Here is a 16,023-nt window from a genome sequence, read left to right as displayed (position 1 = left end):
TTCGACGGTTTCTGCCCTGAAATTCGTTTATGCGGAGAATTTCCAGAAAGATGTCTAAAAATGAAAAAAATCGGTTTCTGTTACAGAAACCGATTTTTCAGTATGACCCGTACGGGATTCGAACCCGTGTTACCGCCGTGAAAGGGCGGTGTCTTAACCGCTTGACCAACGGGCCTAACAAATATGGTAGCGGCGGAGGGGATCGAACCCCCGACCTCACGGGTATGAACCGTACGCTCTAGCCAGCTGAGCTACACCGCCATATTGTTTTGTGCTTCTAAGCACAAGTTATATAATACAAAGGTTTGTCCTTTTCGTCAACAGAAACTTTAATGTTATAATTTTCTGACTCTTACCTTGAGAGAGCATATAAAAAAAGCACCCGTTGGGACGAACGGATGCTTCATTTATTTATAGAAAGCAGCAAGTTATCCTCTTCTTGCTCCGCGCCCTCCACGTTTTGATTCCGTATTGCGTTTTAAAGATGACAAGCGATCTTCGCTATCTTTTAAAAATTTGTTCATTTTCTGTTCAAAAGATTCTTTCGGACGGAAATCATTTCTAGGTCTGGCTTGCGGACGGTCTTTAGCTTTTTTAATAGATAAACCAATTTTCCCGTCTTTTTCAACGTTGATGACTTTCACTTCAACTTGGTCGCCGACTTTTAAGTGATCATTAATGTCTTTAACATAATTATCGGCTACCTCACTGATATGAACGAGACCGGTTGAGCCTCCAGGCAATTCAACAAATGCTCCAAAATTTGTAATACCTGTAATTTTCCCTTGCAACTTGCTGCCCACTTCAATCGACATAAAAAAAGTGCTCCTCCTTAGGCTTATAAAAAGATCGTTTGCTTAATTATACCTAAATAAAAATTTAAGTGTCAACAAGGCTACTTGTTCTTCTTCTCCACATTAAAGATTATTTCACCGTCTCCAGACATGAATAAGTCTCTTCTGGCAAGCTCTGTGACATAATCTTCATCTTTTAATTTGGATATTTCTTCTTTTAAATCCGTTTGCTTTGTCTTTAAATTCTTCAGTTCTTTTTCAAGCTGTTCTTTCTTTTCTTCTTTTGCGCTAAGGGAAGATGTTTGGCTCCATACAGAGCTTGCCAGTACAATTGCCGTCAGAAATACGAGGGCGCCGAATACAGTCAACCGTCTGTACAGCCCTTTTCTTCTTCTTTTCTTCAGCTGATTTTGCCGCTCTACTTTTTCTTTATAGTCGTTTTGTATTTCAGTTATCGTTCGTTCTCTGGAAAAATTCAAATCAGACGGTCCTCCTTTCATCTCTTCAAAAAACGTGTAATGGTCGTTCTTATGGTTACCAATAGTTTCTTCTTCTTTTTTAGAAATCCTGCACCTTTTTGAAAATATCGTCTGAAAGTTAGACGCAGTTTTTCAGGAAGAAGTTTCATACATTGTTTCACGATAAAGCGGATCGGAAAACACAGAACCATGACTATTTTATAAAGACATAACATGAGAAAACCGATCAGGCGGTATGTTCTCTGAAAAAGAAACGTGACCAGCCAGATGATGACTCCGCATGTCCACACAATAGGACGAAATAACACGTGCTGAATGAGCTTTTTTAAGAATTGATAAACAGAAACAACAAGATAAATGACGAATTTCAGTATTTTTATATAGATTCGTTTGCAAAGGCTTTGATACGTCGCAACGCCCAGCAGAACCGCCAAAAAAATGTACAGCCTGAATTCTCCCTCATTTACATGAAGCAAGACATAAAAGAAGAGCAGCCCCTGCAAAATCCAGAAAAGAATATCATGAATAAATAAAAGCCATCTGGCTGTTCTGGCACGAATGACAAAGAGCCTGTACGTATCAAGCGACGCGCCAAGCCAGAGGCCCATACCGGACATCGCCAGCATTGTATAGAATTGTGTCGTCAGCGTCATTTAAACAACTTGCTAAAAAACCCTTTAGCTTTATCCCCTTGTTGCTCGTCTAAATACACTAAATCAAATACCCTGCCTTTGATCGAAACAATCCCTTTTTCTACATCAAGATTTTTCATTTGAAGGTTTTCGCCTCTGACTGAGAGCATTCCCATCACTGTTTCCAGCAGGAATTCTTCGTTATCAAAGCTTTCAACTTGCTTAACCCCAGAAATATCTAAATGTTTCCGGCCTTTCATTGTCACATCGTGCTGTTCCGGAACAGAAGAAGAACCTTTTTGTTCATAATATGAATTCATCTATTCAGCCCCCATATCCTCGATACTTTTAGCATTATTACTGCATTGTATGAGGCGGGGGATTCTTTTAGAACAAGCCTATTCGCCGAGTTTTTCTTCCTTTAGCACCGTATACATATTTGCGGCTTCTTCTTTTTTCGTCGTGTCTTTGAGCTCATTCACTTGTACCGTTACAAGCTTTTGGCCGAAGCGGACCGTTAATTCATCTCCAGGTTTTACGTCTGAGCTTGCTTTAGCCTGATTTCCGTTAATGGAGATTCTGCCTTGATCAGCTACTTCCTTCGCTAGTGTACGTCGTTTAATCAGCCGTGATACTTTTAAAAATTTATCTAATCTCATATTATGATCTCCTCTCAGTTTCTTTTGCTTCATTCCACAGGTTGTCCATGTCCTCAAGAGACATATTAGCCAGCTCGATTCCCTTTTCCTTCGCTGTTTGCTCAATATAAGAGAAACGTCTCCGGAATTTATCGTTTGTCATCGCCAATGCTTCCTCCGGTTCTATTTTGTAGAAGCGGGCTACATTTACCAAGGCGAAGAGAACGTCGCCAAATTCGGCCTTGAGATTGTGTTCATGAGGGTCTTCAGAAACCTCCGAAGAAAATTCCTCCATCTCCTCATTCACCTTTTCCCAAATATCACTCACATCTTCCCAGTCAAAACCGACTTTTGCCGCTTTTTTCTGAAGTTTAGCAGCTTTAGAAAGAGCAGGAAGGGTTTTCGGGACGTTGTCTAACAAGGATTCTTCAGATGTATGTTTTTCGGCTTTTTTAATATCTTCCCAATTTGCCAAAACATCGTTTTCATCCTGAACCTTAACATCTTTAAACACATGGGGATGTCTTCGGACCATTTTTTCACTGATCCCTTTAATCACATCATCTATTGTGAAATAACCATCATCTTCACCGATTTGCGCGTGAAGCAGGACCTGAAGCAAAACGTCGCCAAGCTCTTCGATCATATGGTCTGTGTCTTCTTCGTCAATTGCTTCGAGAAGTTCATAACACTCTTCAATCATGTATTGTTTTAATGACTGATGAGTCTGCTTTTTATCCCACGGACAGCCGTTAGGCCCGCGAAGCTCTCTGATGATGCGCCGAAACGCGGAGAACTCCCGGTACAGCAGCTTCTCTTCTTTAATCGGCGGAATATACACACTTGTTAAGTTATTCATGGCGACATTACGGTCCAATTCAAATAAAGGCACTCTCCGAATATCCTCATCGCGGCTTCCGGCGGCCGTTACAATCACAACTTCATAATCATCCGGCAGCTTCTCCATTAATGTCAGCTTCACTTCGGATGCAGTCATTTGGTCGTAAACCTGACAAATGATCAGGTGATGTCTGAGCTCAAGCTCATCCGCGCTCAATGTGCCGGCATCCACAAATTGAAAGCCTTCAATGGGATCAATTTGCAAGGCATTAAAAGTAGCATCAAGAAAACTTTGCCCTCCCGCGGCTTTCACCTGAATGTTTTTTTCTTCCTGCCGCTCCGTCAGCAGCTGTACTGTTTTTTCCGCTACAAATGGATGCCCCGGAACCGCATAAACAACGTCCTGATGCTTCGCTTCTCCAAAGAGAATGTCAGCAATTTCTTCGTATACCGCATCAAACTGGTCGTGCTTCTCATATATATCATCAAAATAACGAATGTTCTTCGTTTCGCTTTCTAGCTCCTGAATTAAAGGATGGTCTTTTGTTCTGACAAACAGAGTGTCCGCCTTTGTCAGCAGCTTATGTATGCCAATTGTCAACTGGTCCATGTCTCCGGCGCCAAGCCCGACGACTGTAATGTTACCTGCCATTTTGTTCTCTCCTTCTTGTGAGTTTGCTTAACTTGCTGCCAAAAGGCACACCGTTGAGCTCTTCATCCGTAAATATTCCCAATTTCATCATACAATAAATAAACACCGCGCCTCCAATGGCGACAGCAGAAAGACTTTCAACCGCCGCATATCCTCTTCCTTCCGCATCAAACAGAAAAGACCAAAGGCGTAAATAAGCAAGCAAGACAGCAGACATCAATAAAGCGGACCCAATAATCGGAAGCATAACGCCTCTCAGCTTGTCCAGCCATTCTTTTTGCCGCAGGCGATATAAATTAAGGCCGGCGACAGCCGCAAAGGTAGCCGCTGTCGCAAATGAAGCCCCTTCAATTCCATAACGCGGAACCAAAAAGGTATTTAACACCCATTTCACAGCCACGCCTGCGCCTACCGCTATTGCAGGAAACACCGTGTTTCCCGTTCCCTGTAAGACAGCAGCAGCCGTGACCGCCAAGGACGCAAACAAAATGGAGCAGCTAAATATCTGTAACGCAGCTGTTCCTTCACTATTTTGAAACAGCATAATGTTGACCGGCTTGAGGATGCAGATGAGACCAGCAGACGCCGCAACGCCAATCGCAAGACACAGCTTTAAGGAAGACGTCACTCTTTGTTTCATCACCAGCACTTGATTGTCCTTTACCGCTTTTGAAATCAACGGTACGAGTGAGGTCCCGATGCTCATTGCGAAAACAGAACCGAGCTGCAAAAGAGGCTGCCCCCGGTCATAAATTCCTTTCAGCCGCTTTGCTTCTTCACTCACCTCACCGCCAGACAGCAAAGAATATAAATTCAGCGCATCGACAAGCTGAATAAACAAAAGCAGCAGGCTGCTTACACAGATCGTTACCGAATATAAAAGCAGTTTCTTAATTAATTGATTTGTTGTAATGTGATTTTCTTTTTCTATTTCCGCTTTTTCAGGCTTTTTCGTTTTGAACCAAAAAAAGACGAGGATGATAAGCGCAATCAAACTTCCGGCAAGAGAACCAGAAGCAGCTGCCGCTCCCGCAGTATAAAGCGAGGCACCCTTTTTGATGAGCCAAAAAGATAACCCTAAAAGCACCGCTACCCGCAGAAACTGTTCCATGATTTGCGATAAAGCGGATGGCAGCATATTGTGCCTCCCTTGAAAAACGCCCCTGAGCAGCGCGACAAATGGAAACAGAAGAAACGCATATGCAGTTACTTGAATTAACTGGGCGAGATGCGAGTCACCCATAAACAGAGCGATCGGAACAGCTCCCATATATAAACACAGAAATAAAAAAACACCTATTACCGATAAAACCAGCGCTGAAATTTTCATTATGGTGTTATGGTTTTTTTCACTATAATCATTCATCAGTTTAGAAATAATCACCGGAAATCCTGATGTTGAAAGCATGACGGCAATACCAAGAAAAGGGTATACCTGCTGATATATATAAAATCCAACATCGCCGACAATGTTTTGAAATGGGACTCTGTAAACGGCGCTTAATATTTTTGAAATAACGCCTGCCAGAATTAAAACAAAAGCCCCCTGCCACATCCAATGCCGTTTGACGCGTATTGAATCATCCATCCAAAAGCTCCTTCCCAACGTCAGGGGCCATGCAGAGTTCGCAATGACCTTGGCACAAATAAAAACGAGGTTATTATACCATACCCCAACCCTTGGAATCCTTTTTCAGCCTGCACAAAAAAGAACAGCGTCCCAAGGAGAGCTGTTCTTTCTATACCTATTTTGATAATTGTAATAAGACCTACTGTTCCATTTGACGAGCCAAAAACCCAGCTGCTGTTTCAACGGCTTTATGCTCTACTTCGCCCATCGTCTGATCCTTTGAAAAAATCACAACAGCACCTATCGGGTCGCCATTCGCCACAATCGGGCCGACAGTATACGAACTCATATCTTCATCAATGCCATTCACAAGCTGCACGGATTTTGCATCGCTCTCAAGCACGGAACTTCTCTGATCCATTGTTTTTTCCAGCATTTCGCTGATCGGCTTGTTTAAGTAGTCTTTTTTGGAACTTCCGGAGACGGCAATGTAGACATCACGGTCACAGATAAGCACTGAATGGCCAAGACTGTCATAAAGCGCGTCTGCATACTCCTTTGCAAAGTCTCCAAGCTCACTTATCGGAGAGTATTTTTTCAAAATAACTTCTCCGTCACGATCTACAAAAATCTCAAGCGGATCGCCTTCCCTGATTCTCAGCGTTCTGCGAATTTCTTTAGGAATCACGACCCGTCCTAAGTCATCAATACGACGTACGATACCGGTTGCTTTCATCTCTGGTGCCTCTCTTTCATTTGATGGTTATACAATGTGGGAAAGACCTAAAGCAGTTACTTTATGTACCTTCCGCCTCGCTTGAAATTAGTATCCGTCACATCAAATGTAATATACACCAGAGAGTAACAAAATTTACGTTGATGAAATGGTTTGTTTTTTCACATCTTTAAGGCCCTTCAGCATGCCCAGCACGGTTTCGAGCCATTCATCCGCAGTCTTGCCTTTCGTTTGAACGGAAATTTTGAGTTTTTTTCCTTCCATTCCCAGTCCGATTTGTCTGCCGTATTTGTTGCCAAGCTCAAACAGTTTCTGGCCGTCAATATCAGCACTAGCCTCTTCAGAAATGGTCAGCCTGACTGCATCTTTATCTTGCTTAATCAATTCGACCCGTTCATTTTTCGCATAAACCTTCATTTCAGCTACGGTAAACAAGTATTCAACTTCTTTTGGATAATTTCCAAACCTGTCAATCATCTCATCTTGAAGTTCATTTTTCTCTTCAATTGAAGCCACAGATCTAAAGCGTTTATACATATCAATTTTCTGTTTGCCGTCTTGAATGTAAGTTTCCGGAATGTACGCATCAAGCTCAAGATCAATTTCTGTTTCAAAATGCTCCGTTTTCGCTGTATCGCCTTTCCGCTCTTCTATGGCCTCTTTTAGCATTTGCGAATAGAGGTCAAATCCGACCGAATCGATAAAGCCGTGCTGCTGAGCGCCAAGGAGGTTTCCGGCTCCGCGAATCGTTAAGTCGCGCATGGCGATTTTAAAACCAGATCCCAGCTCCGTAAATTCTTTAATCGCCTGCAGTCTTTTTTCAGCTACTTCAGTAAGCACTTTATCCCGGCGATACGTAAAATACGCATACGCTACACGGTTAGAACGGCCGACACGTCCACGCAGCTGATAAAGCTGGGAAAGACCCATCTTGTCGGCGTCAAACACGATCAGCGTATTCACGTTTGGAATATCTACACCCGTTTCAATGATTGTTGTGCTGACGAGAACGTCTGATTCCCCTTCCAGGAAACTCAGCATGACAGCTTCTAATTCATTTTCTGTCATTTTCCCGTGGGCATACGCAACCTTCGCGTCAGGGACAAGCATTGAAATCTCATCTGCTTTCCGTTCGATATCCTCTACCCTGTTGTATAAGAAATAGACTTGGCCTCCGCGCGCAAGCTCGCGCTCAATCGCCTCTCTGACAAGGGCACCATTGTATTCCACAACATATGTCTGTACAGGGAAGCGGTTTTCCGGCGGCGTCTCGATCACCGATAGATCCCTCACGCCAAGCATAGACATATGCAGCGTACGCGGAATCGGCGTCGCTGTTAATGTTAATACATCGACATTGGCTTTAATCTGTTTGATCTTTTCTTTATGGGTGACACCAAAACGCTGCTCCTCATCAATGATGAGCAGCCCTAAGTCTTTATAAACAACATCTTTTGATAACAGTCGGTGTGTCCCAATGACGATATCAACCGTTCCGTTTTTCAATCCTTTGATCGTTTCGTTTGCTTCTTTTCTTGTTCTGAATCGGCTAAGCAGGCCGATATTCATCGGGTAGTCCTGAAAGCGCTCTGTAATGGTCTCATAGTGCTGCTGAGCCAAAATGGTTGTCGGGACAAGCAGTGCGACCTGTTTTCCATCAGCGATTGCCTTAAACGCCGCACGGATGGCAACCTCTGTTTTCCCGTAACCCACGTCTCCGCAAAGCAGTCGATCCATCGGCCGCTCTCTTTCCATGTCTTTTTTGATTTCGTGAATAGAGCGGAGCTGATCTTCTGTCTCTTGATAAGGGAACGCCGATTCAAATTCACGCTGCATTTCATGATCAGGAGAAAATGCGTAGCCCTTGCTCGCTTCCCTTTCGGCATACAGTTTAATTAAGTCATCAGCGATGTCTTGAACGGATGTTTCTACTTTTTTCTTAACCCGCTTCCATTCGCTGCCGCCTAACTTATACAGCTTCGGTTCTTTTCCTTCTGATCCGACATACTTCTGTACCTGGTCAATTTGTTCAACCGGCACATAAAGCTTGTCGCTTCCCTGATAGTGAATGTTCAAATAGTCTTTGTGAATTCCATTGATCTCAAGGGTTTCGATCCCTAAATACTTTCCGATCCCGTGATTAATATGAACGACATAATCACCAATTTGAAGCTCGGAATAGCTCTTGATGCGCTCTGCATTCGTAAGCTTCTGTTTTCGAGGCTTCTTTTTCACGCGGTTTTTAAACAATTCTTCTTCAGTAATGACAGCAAGCTTCATTAACGGCAGCTCAAATCCTGATTGAAGCTCGCCTTCCATGATATAAACCTGTCCCTGAACAAGCGCCTTTTTGCTGTCAGTCATCGCCGCTTCGATTTCATAATCGGCCAAAACAGAAGACAGTCTTTGTGTACGTTCCTTATTTGCTCCCAAAAACACAACGGTGAAGTTTGATTTTTTAAACCGCTCCATTTCACCGGCAAGTACATTCATTTGCCCGTGGAAGCTCTGCATTTGTCTGCTGGATACATTTACGATATTTTGCGGGCTCGTATGCTGAACATGGCGTAAAAACAAAGAATAGTACAGCAAAGGCCGTCTTTGTTCAGCAGCTATTTTTTGGAAGCTGAATGACAGACTGATGTCATGCAAAATCTTCCCTTCCTCCAGCAGATTTGTGACAAACTCCGCTTCTTCCTTTTGAAGCTGCTCTTCCATTTCATGAATCCGGCTGACTTCGTCCAAAATAAGAAGCGTGTTATCAGGTGTATAATCTAGCAAACTAGCAGGTTTTTCATAAAAATATGAAAGGTACTTCACCAGTTCTTGATCTGTCTGGCCTTCAGATAAACGCTCTTTATCATGAGAAATATTCATATGCAGGATTTCTTTTTGCTTGTCGAGCTTTAATTTTTTCAAGCTGTCGGCAAGGCCTTTATCCATCTTCTCTATTGCACGTGCTTTTTCTTCAGCTCTGATAATCAGTTCCTTTGCCGGACCGATACTGATAGAGGTCAAGGTTTCAATTGACCGCTGATCGTCGGAGTTAAAGCTGCGGATGGAATCAACCTCGGTGTCGAATAATTCGATTCTGACCGGATGCTCAGAGGTCAGCGGATAAATGTCGATAATTCCGCCGCGAATACTGAATTCACCGGGTGCAGAAACCATATCAGACCGCTCGTATCCCACCTCTACCAGTCGGGATGCCAGCTGATCCGGTTCGATATCATGACCCACCTGAATGAGCATTTGGCTGTTTTTCCACACCTCTACCGGCGGCAGCATTCTTCTGACAGCCGCTACTGGAGCAACAACTATAGGCTTTTCTCCGTTTGTTAATCTATTAATGACATCTAAGCGCTGCGCCCGCAGTTCAGGGCTAGCCACCGCGATTTCTGATGATATGAGTTCATTGACGGGGTACAGAAGGACAGACCGATCTCCAAGAAGTGAAGTCAGATCATCCGTTACTTTCTGAGCTTGGTATAAATTATGGGTGATTAGAAAGATAGGCTTATTCGTTTCATTAGCCAGAGCAGAAGTAAAAACAGAACGCGCAGAACCTGAAAGACCCGCGAGCAGTTGTTCCTTCAGCCCCTCGTTTAAACCGTTGACGATGGATTTGAAGTCATCGCTTTCTTTAATAAAGGTTTGAATGTTGTCCATATGGCCCCTCCTCTCTGTTTTCTGTAAGAACAGAAAAACGCTTTGGTCTAGTGTCTACACCAAAGCTTTTTATTGAATAAATGTGTGATGTTCGTGGTAATGCGGATTTCGTTCAAGCGCCTCTTGGCAATCTTCACATATTGTAAGAACATGGACATCTCCATTGTCTTTATATGAAATCATATCGTTTCTTTCCTCGTTTGTTAAGTGCTCAAATCCAAGTGAGTTTGTCGATACCATGGAAGATTCCAGACTTCCAACTTTTACTCCGCAATGACGACAATAATAATGCAAAGCCATACAAGGGACCCTCCTGATGAAAAAGTCATTTTGGTGTAGTATGGACTTTGATTATGTATTTTATACCTTCGCGTTGAATTCGTTCATAACCTCTAAAAATGGTTTGCTGAGAGAAGCCTCACAAGCCTTAACGGACCTTTCAATCGCTTCCTCAATTGCTGGTGTTTCATCCTTTGTAAAAGCGCCTAAAACATAATCAACCACCTTCATCCCGTTCACTGGCCGCCCGATTCCGATGCGGATGCGATCAAACTCAGGCGTTCCGAGATGCTGGATCAGTGATTTGATGCCATTATGCCCGCCCGCACTGCCTTTCGTTCTTAGACGGATCTTGCCAGTCGGCAGATCAAGGTCGTCGTAAATGACTTTTAAATCTTCGTTGTCTACATCATAATAATCCATTAAAGGCCGCAAACATTCTCCTGATAAATTCATATATGTAAGCGGTTTAACAAGTAGAACCTTTTTGCCGGAAACAAATCCGGTTCCGTATAATCCGTTAAATTTGCTCTGGTTCAGCTCAATGTTCCATTCCTTCGAAAGCTGGTCTATTGCCATAAATCCGACATTATGCCTTGTATTTTCATAGTTCTTTCCCGGGTTTCCGAGGCCAGCAATTACAAGCATGGCAAATCCTCCCTTAGTCACATAAGCTCCCGCTCTAACACGGGCTATAATTCTTCTCATTCTAGCACAAAAGACGTAACCGCGGGAGGGTTACGCCTTAAGCTATTATTGATCTTCGTTTTCACCTTCAGGCTGAGCATCGGCAGTTTCCTCAGCGTCTGTTTCTGCAGCATCCTGCTGCTGCGGAGGAAGAATAGAAGCCACAACTTCATCTGATTCGTGATTATAGGAGTAGTCACCGCCGGCAGGCAAGTCCTCAATCGTGAGTACATCATTTACATCAAGACCAGAAATGTCTGCCTCGATCGATTGCGGAATTGCTTTTGGCTTCGCCTTCACGGTAAGAGCGTAAAGCGGCTGTTGCAATACGCCTCCATTTTTCACTCCAATTGCTTCTCCGGTCAGATGAATCGGCACTTCCACTTCAATTTCTTCACTCATATTGACTACTTGGAAGTCGGCATGAGTGACCTCATTTTTCAGCGGGTCCGTTTGCAGCTCTGTTACCATGACAGCGTGCTTCTCTCCGTTGACGTCGAGTGTAATGACTGTATTCTTGCCTTCATCCCTCAGTGTTTTGATAAGTTCCACACTGTCTAAGGATACCGGTTTGTTTGCCGTGTCTTTTCCATAAATGATACCTGGAACATGTCCTGAAGTACGGATATCCCGAAGAGACGAACGGGTGAAACCTGTTCTTTCTTTTGCCGTTAACGTTGCCATATTCAGCACCATCCTATTATCGTTTTATTGTCCTATTAGAAACAATACCCAAAACGATAAAGGTTTAAACCTTTCAAAATCGGTTTAGCTGAACAGGTAGCTGACAGATTGCTGCTCATGAACGCGAATAATCGCTTCAGCCAGAAGCGGTCCGACTGAAAGCTGCTTAAACCGTTCAATTTTCTTTTCTTCAGGAAGCTTGATGCTGTTTGTCACAACAAGCTCTTTAATTGTTGAGTTATTAATCCGTTCAACAGCAGGTCCTGATAGTACCGGATGTGTACAGCATGCATAAACTTCTTTTGCTCCGTTTTCAACGAGCGCATTAGCTGCAAGTGTAATGGTGCCGGCAGTATCAATGATATCATCGATAAGGATAGCGGTCTTCCCTTCGATATTACCTACAATATTCATGACTTCTGCCACATTCGGTCTCGGACGGCGCTTATCAATGATCGCAATCGGCGCTTTTAGTCTGTCAGCCAGTTTGCGGGCACGTGTCACACCGCCGTGGTCTGGTGAAACAATGACGATATCTTCAAGGTTTTTGCCTTCAAAATATTCTCCTAAAATCGGAACACCCATTAAGTGGTCAATCGGTATATCAAAGAATCCTTGAATTTGCGGTGCATGCAGATCAAGCGCAATGACACGAGTCGCACCGGCAGTTTCAAGCAGGTTTGCGAAAAGCTTTGCTGTGATTGGCTCACGGGATCTAGCTTTTCTGTCTTGACGCGCATAACCGTAATAAGGAATAACAATGTTAATGGTTTTTGCAGAAGCGCGTTTCAACGCATCTACCATAATCAACAGTTCCATAATATGCTCGTTAACGGGGTCACTTGTAGACTGGATGATGTAACAGTCACATCCGCGAATACTTTCTTCGATATTAATTTGGACTTCCCCATCACTAAATCTTGTGACAGAACACTTCCCTAATTGAACTCCAACTATATCTGCGATTTCTTTTGCAAGCTCTGGATTAGAATTCAAAGAAAAAATCTTTAAATTCTTATCTCCGTATTGATTAGACATGGATAAACCTCCGAATTTAGGATTATTTTTTATGAATATTTTTCACATAATCGTCTTTATTTACTTGTCTCGCTCTGGCAATAGCAAGTGCTTTTCCAGGTACATCTTCCGTAACAGTTGAGCCTGCCGCTACATAAGCGCCTTCTCCGACTGTGACAGGGGCAACCAAATTGGAGTTGCAGCCGATAAATGCGCCGTCTTCAATTTTCGTCAAATATTTATTCTTTCCATCATAATTGACAGTAATTGAACCGCAGCCCAAGTTGACGTCTGTGCCTACTTCGGCATCCCCGACATAGCTTAAATGAGAAGCCTTGCTTCGGTCTCCGAATTGCGTCTTTTTGATTTCAACAAAATTCCCGATCTTCACTTCATTCCCGATGACAGAATCAGGCCTGATGTGAGCAAAAGGTCCTATGTTTACATCATTCCCCACTTTACTGTTATTGACTACCGATTGTTTAATCACCGTACGGCTGCCAATTGAACTATTCATAATCTCAGTATGAGGGCCGATAATCGTATCTTCTCCGATTTGCACCTCACCTTTAATCACAGTTCCAGGATAAATCACAGTATCGCTTCCGATGACAGCTTCAGGAGAAATATACGTATTCATCGGGTCAATCAGCGTAACGCCATTTTGCATATGCCGTTTATTAATCCGCTCTTTCATAAACAATTCAGCCTGAGAAAGAGCAACTCTATCATTAACTCCGAGCGTTTCTTGGAAGTTACCAGTCTGGTAAGCGGCAACAGTTTCGCCTTCATTTTTGAGGATCTCTATCACATCCGGCAAATAATACTCGCCTTGAACATTATCGTTCGATACTTGGTCAATGGCCCGGAATAGAGCTTCATTATCAAAACAATACGTTCCAGTATTGATTTCAGTCACAAGACGTTCTTCCTCTGAAGCGTCCTTGTGCTCCACGATTTTTTGAACCGCTCCGCTCTCACCGCGAATGATTCGGCCGTATCCAGTCGGATCTTCTGCAACTGCAGTCAAGATCGTAGCTTTTGCTTCTTTTTGTGTATGTTCTTTCAGCATCGCTTCCATTGTCTCCGCTGTTAAAAGCGGCGTATCTCCGCAAATGACAATCGTTACACCTTTTTCGTCAGCAAGAAATGGCTGTGCCTGTTTTACAGCATGAGCAGTGCCAAGCTGTTCTGCTTGAAGCGCATACTCGCTTTTATCACCAAGCTGCTTTTTCACTTCTTCCGCACCATGTCCGACAATCGTGACAAGCTTCGTTAAAGATAACTTTAAGGCTTCGTCTACGACGTGCTCTACCATAGGCTTACCGCAAACTGGATGAAGGACTTTGTAAAGCTTTGATTTCATTCTCGTTCCTTGTCCAGCCGCTAAAACAACTGCAAACCGCTTATCCATTTAATGGCCTCCAATATCCCTTTTATCCATAGAAAAATATATCCTAAATATCAGTTGATTTCAAGGAGACTTCATGAAGTGCAAGAATTTTCTATGGGTGCATTTTAGTTTGAAAAATCAGAATTAAAAAAGGACTGCCGGAAAAAGGCTTGTCTCAGCCCTATCAGCAGTCCTTGCTTTTTGGTTATTTTTTAAGAAGCTCCAGCTTCTTCGAATTCTAATGCTTCAGTGTCACCCAGACGATGATACTCATTTAACACGGCATCTTGAATCTTTCCTCGCGTGCTTGAATTAATAGGATGAGCAATATCGCGGAACTCTCCATCAGGGGTGCGTTTACTCGGCATCGCAACGAAAAGACCATTGTTTCCATCAATCACACGAATATCATGAACAACAAATTCGTGATCCAGCGTGATGGATGCAATCGCTCTCATGCGACCATCGGTATTCACGCGGCGTAATCTTACGTCAGTAACTTCCACAGTAGTTCACCACCTTTTCCCTATATAAAAGCATTAGTGTATCAATTCCACGATTTTTTCTGAATTCCTGCTGTTTTTTAAAATATTTTTTGAAAAAATAGGATATACATACACAATTAGGTCATAACGCTTTTATTTCGGGCATAAGGTAAATAAAAAAGTGATTCCGAGTTTACCCAGAATCACTTTTCTTATTATTTTACTAACGCAATCACTTCGATTTCGACTAATGCATCCTTTGGAAGTCTCGCAACTTCAACGCAAGATCTCGCCGGTTTGTGCGTGTCAAAATATTGTCCGTACACTTCGTTCACTTCCGCAAACTGTTCCATGTCCGCGATAAATACAGTTGCCTTTACAACTGTTTCAAAAGAAGCACCCGCTTCTTCCAACACCGCTTTTAAGTTGCTGAATACTTGATGCGTCTGCTCCTTAATATCACCGTTTACCATCTCGCCTGAAGGCGTCAAAGGAATTTGGCCTGAGCTGTAAAACATATTATTGACGATGATCCCTTGTGAGTAAGGTCCAATTGCCGCTGGGGCATGTTTTGTGTGGACTGCTTTTGTCATGATTCTGTCTCTCCATTCTTCAAAAGATTGTCTTTAAAAAAACGCAGAAAATTGCCATTCTGAATTTCAATGGACTTATCTTTCATGTTGATCGTTGAAAGAGTTAGAAGTGACATATATTCATCAACAAGACGTTCATCTACTCCTTCGGCTTCGACCAAGACGCCGATCCCCGCGACATTCGCATTAAACTCATCCAACAGGTTAATCATACCATTAATTGTGCCGCCTGCTTTCATAAAGTCATCAATAATGAGTACGTTTGAACCCGTTTTCATGCTTCTTTTTGCAAGTGACATCGTTTGAATGCGGTTTGAGGAGCCTGACACGTAATTAATGCTCACCGTGGAGCCCTCAGTTACCTTGTTATCCTTGCGCACAATGACGACAGGCACATTCAGATAACTTGCAGCTGCATACGCAAGAGGGATGCCTTTCGTGGCAACGGTCATGACAACGTCAATTTCGCGGTCCGCAAATACAGAAGCAAACAGCTTTCCAACCTTGGAGAGAACAGATGGCTTTCCTAAGATATCCGTTAAATACACATAACCGCCCGGAAGGATACGCTCAGGATTTGCCAATGACTGTCCAAGTGTCTGAACGAATTCTTCAGCTTCAGCCTGCTTCATCTTCGGAATATATTTGACACCTCCGGCAGCACCGGGAACAGTAAGCAAGGTACCAATCCCCTGCTGCTCAAAGGTTTGCTTTATAATTGTTAAATCTTCACTGATCGATGATTTTGCAGATTCATACCGCTCAGAAAAAAAGGTTAACGGTATTAACTCGTGCGGATGGGTTAACAAATAATTTGTTAAGTCCACCAATCTGCCGCTGCGACGAAACTTCATGAACTTACCCCCAAAATCCGA

At 43.1% G+C, this 16,023-nt stretch carries 17 protein-coding genes and 2 tRNA genes; all 19 read right to left on the bottom strand.

The features are described from left to right. Positions 1-103: 103 nt before the first annotated feature. Positions 104-175, bottom strand: a tRNA-Glu gene (locus tag NYE43_RS00385). Between the two features lie 9 nt (positions 176-184). Further along, positions 185-261: transfer RNA gene (locus NYE43_RS00380), tRNA-Met, on the bottom strand. 167 nt (positions 262-428) lie between these two features. Then, the gene (locus NYE43_RS00375) at positions 429-815 is read right to left on the bottom strand and encodes a S1 domain-containing RNA-binding protein (RefSeq protein ID WP_003218379.1); all 387 of its coding nucleotides are present in this window, start codon (positions 813-815) and stop codon (positions 429-431) included. 80 nt (positions 816-895) lie between these two features. After that, on the bottom strand, positions 896-1,273 hold the full coding sequence (divIC, locus tag NYE43_RS00370; RefSeq protein ID WP_010332711.1) for a cell division protein DivIC: 378 nt from the start codon (positions 1,271-1,273) through the stop codon (positions 896-898). A 17-nt stretch (positions 1,274-1,290) separates the two neighbouring features. Further along, positions 1,291-1,926 (bottom strand): spore cortex biosynthesis protein YabQ, encoded by a 636-nt coding sequence (gene yabQ, locus NYE43_RS00365; RefSeq protein WP_024123629.1) that lies wholly within the window; start codon positions 1,924-1,926, stop codon positions 1,291-1,293. Continuing rightward, complete coding sequence (gene yabP, locus NYE43_RS00360; RefSeq protein WP_024123628.1) at positions 1,923-2,225, bottom strand: sporulation protein YabP; 303 nt, start codon at positions 2,223-2,225, stop codon at positions 1,923-1,925. The genes yabQ and yabP overlap by 4 nt, the downstream gene beginning before the upstream one ends. Before the next feature lie 78 nt (positions 2,226-2,303). Next, a complete protein-coding gene (locus tag NYE43_RS00355) occupies positions 2,304-2,564 on the bottom strand; it encodes an RNA-binding S4 domain-containing protein (RefSeq protein WP_024123627.1) in 261 nt (86 codons plus the stop codon). 1 nt (position 2,565) lies between these two features. Further along, the gene (mazG, locus tag NYE43_RS00350; protein ID WP_268498729.1) at positions 2,566-4,035 is read right to left on the bottom strand and encodes a nucleoside triphosphate pyrophosphohydrolase; all 1,470 of its coding nucleotides are present in this window, start codon (positions 4,033-4,035) and stop codon (positions 2,566-2,568) included. After that, on the bottom strand, positions 4,025-5,623 hold the full coding sequence (locus tag NYE43_RS00345) for a putative polysaccharide biosynthesis protein (protein WP_341060575.1): 1,599 nt from the start codon (positions 5,621-5,623) through the stop codon (positions 4,025-4,027). The genes mazG and NYE43_RS00345 overlap by 11 nt, the downstream gene beginning before the upstream one ends. 181 nt (positions 5,624-5,804) lie before the next feature. Beyond that, positions 5,805-6,341, bottom strand: coding sequence for a stage V sporulation protein T (spoVT, locus tag NYE43_RS00340; protein ID WP_024123624.1), 537 nt, complete (start codon positions 6,339-6,341; stop codon positions 5,805-5,807). 135 nt (positions 6,342-6,476) lie between these two features. Then, positions 6,477-10,010, bottom strand: a complete 3,534-nt coding sequence (mfd, locus tag NYE43_RS00335; protein WP_024123623.1) for a transcription-repair coupling factor — start codon at positions 10,008-10,010, stop codon at positions 6,477-6,479. A gap of 69 nt (positions 10,011-10,079) precedes the next feature. Continuing rightward, on the bottom strand, positions 10,080-10,310 hold the full coding sequence (locus tag NYE43_RS00330; protein ID WP_024123622.1) for an anti-sigma-F factor Fin family protein: 231 nt from the start codon (positions 10,308-10,310) through the stop codon (positions 10,080-10,082). A gap of 60 nt (positions 10,311-10,370) precedes the next feature. After that, the gene (gene pth / locus NYE43_RS00325; RefSeq protein ID WP_024123621.1) at positions 10,371-10,937 is read right to left on the bottom strand and encodes an aminoacyl-tRNA hydrolase; all 567 of its coding nucleotides are present in this window, start codon (positions 10,935-10,937) and stop codon (positions 10,371-10,373) included. A 105-nt stretch (positions 10,938-11,042) separates the two neighbouring features. Continuing rightward, entirely contained in the window at positions 11,043-11,660 is a 618-nt protein-coding gene (locus NYE43_RS00320; protein ID WP_024123620.1) for a 50S ribosomal protein L25/general stress protein Ctc, read from the bottom strand. 84 nt (positions 11,661-11,744) lie between these two features. Beyond that, a complete protein-coding gene (locus NYE43_RS00315; protein ID WP_003218353.1) occupies positions 11,745-12,698 on the bottom strand; it encodes a ribose-phosphate diphosphokinase in 954 nt (317 codons plus the stop codon). Between the two features lie 22 nt (positions 12,699-12,720). Next, positions 12,721-14,091, bottom strand: coding sequence for a bifunctional UDP-N-acetylglucosamine diphosphorylase/glucosamine-1-phosphate N-acetyltransferase GlmU (gene glmU / locus NYE43_RS00310; protein ID WP_024123619.1), 1,371 nt, complete (start codon positions 14,089-14,091; stop codon positions 12,721-12,723). Between the two features lie 191 nt (positions 14,092-14,282). Then, positions 14,283-14,576 (bottom strand): septation regulator SpoVG, encoded by a 294-nt coding sequence (gene spoVG / locus NYE43_RS00305; RefSeq protein ID WP_003218346.1) that lies wholly within the window; start codon positions 14,574-14,576, stop codon positions 14,283-14,285. A 194-nt stretch (positions 14,577-14,770) separates the two neighbouring features. Further along, positions 14,771-15,148 (bottom strand): 2-iminobutanoate/2-iminopropanoate deaminase, encoded by a 378-nt coding sequence (gene ridA, locus NYE43_RS00300; protein WP_003226738.1) that lies wholly within the window; start codon positions 15,146-15,148, stop codon positions 14,771-14,773. Continuing rightward, positions 15,145-16,002, bottom strand: coding sequence for a pur operon repressor (gene purR / locus NYE43_RS00295; RefSeq protein WP_024123618.1), 858 nt, complete (start codon positions 16,000-16,002; stop codon positions 15,145-15,147). Before purR ends, ridA begins: the two co-directional genes overlap by 4 nt. Positions 16,003-16,023: the final 21 nt, after the last annotated feature.

It is taken from the genome of Bacillus sp. FSL R5-0434, from assembly GCF_038004745.1.
Lineage (GTDB): Bacteria > Bacillota > Bacilli > Bacillales > Bacillaceae > Bacillus > Bacillus halotolerans.
The sequence above is the reverse complement of the archived record's forward strand: the minus strand, read 5'-3'. Positions and strand labels throughout refer to the sequence as shown.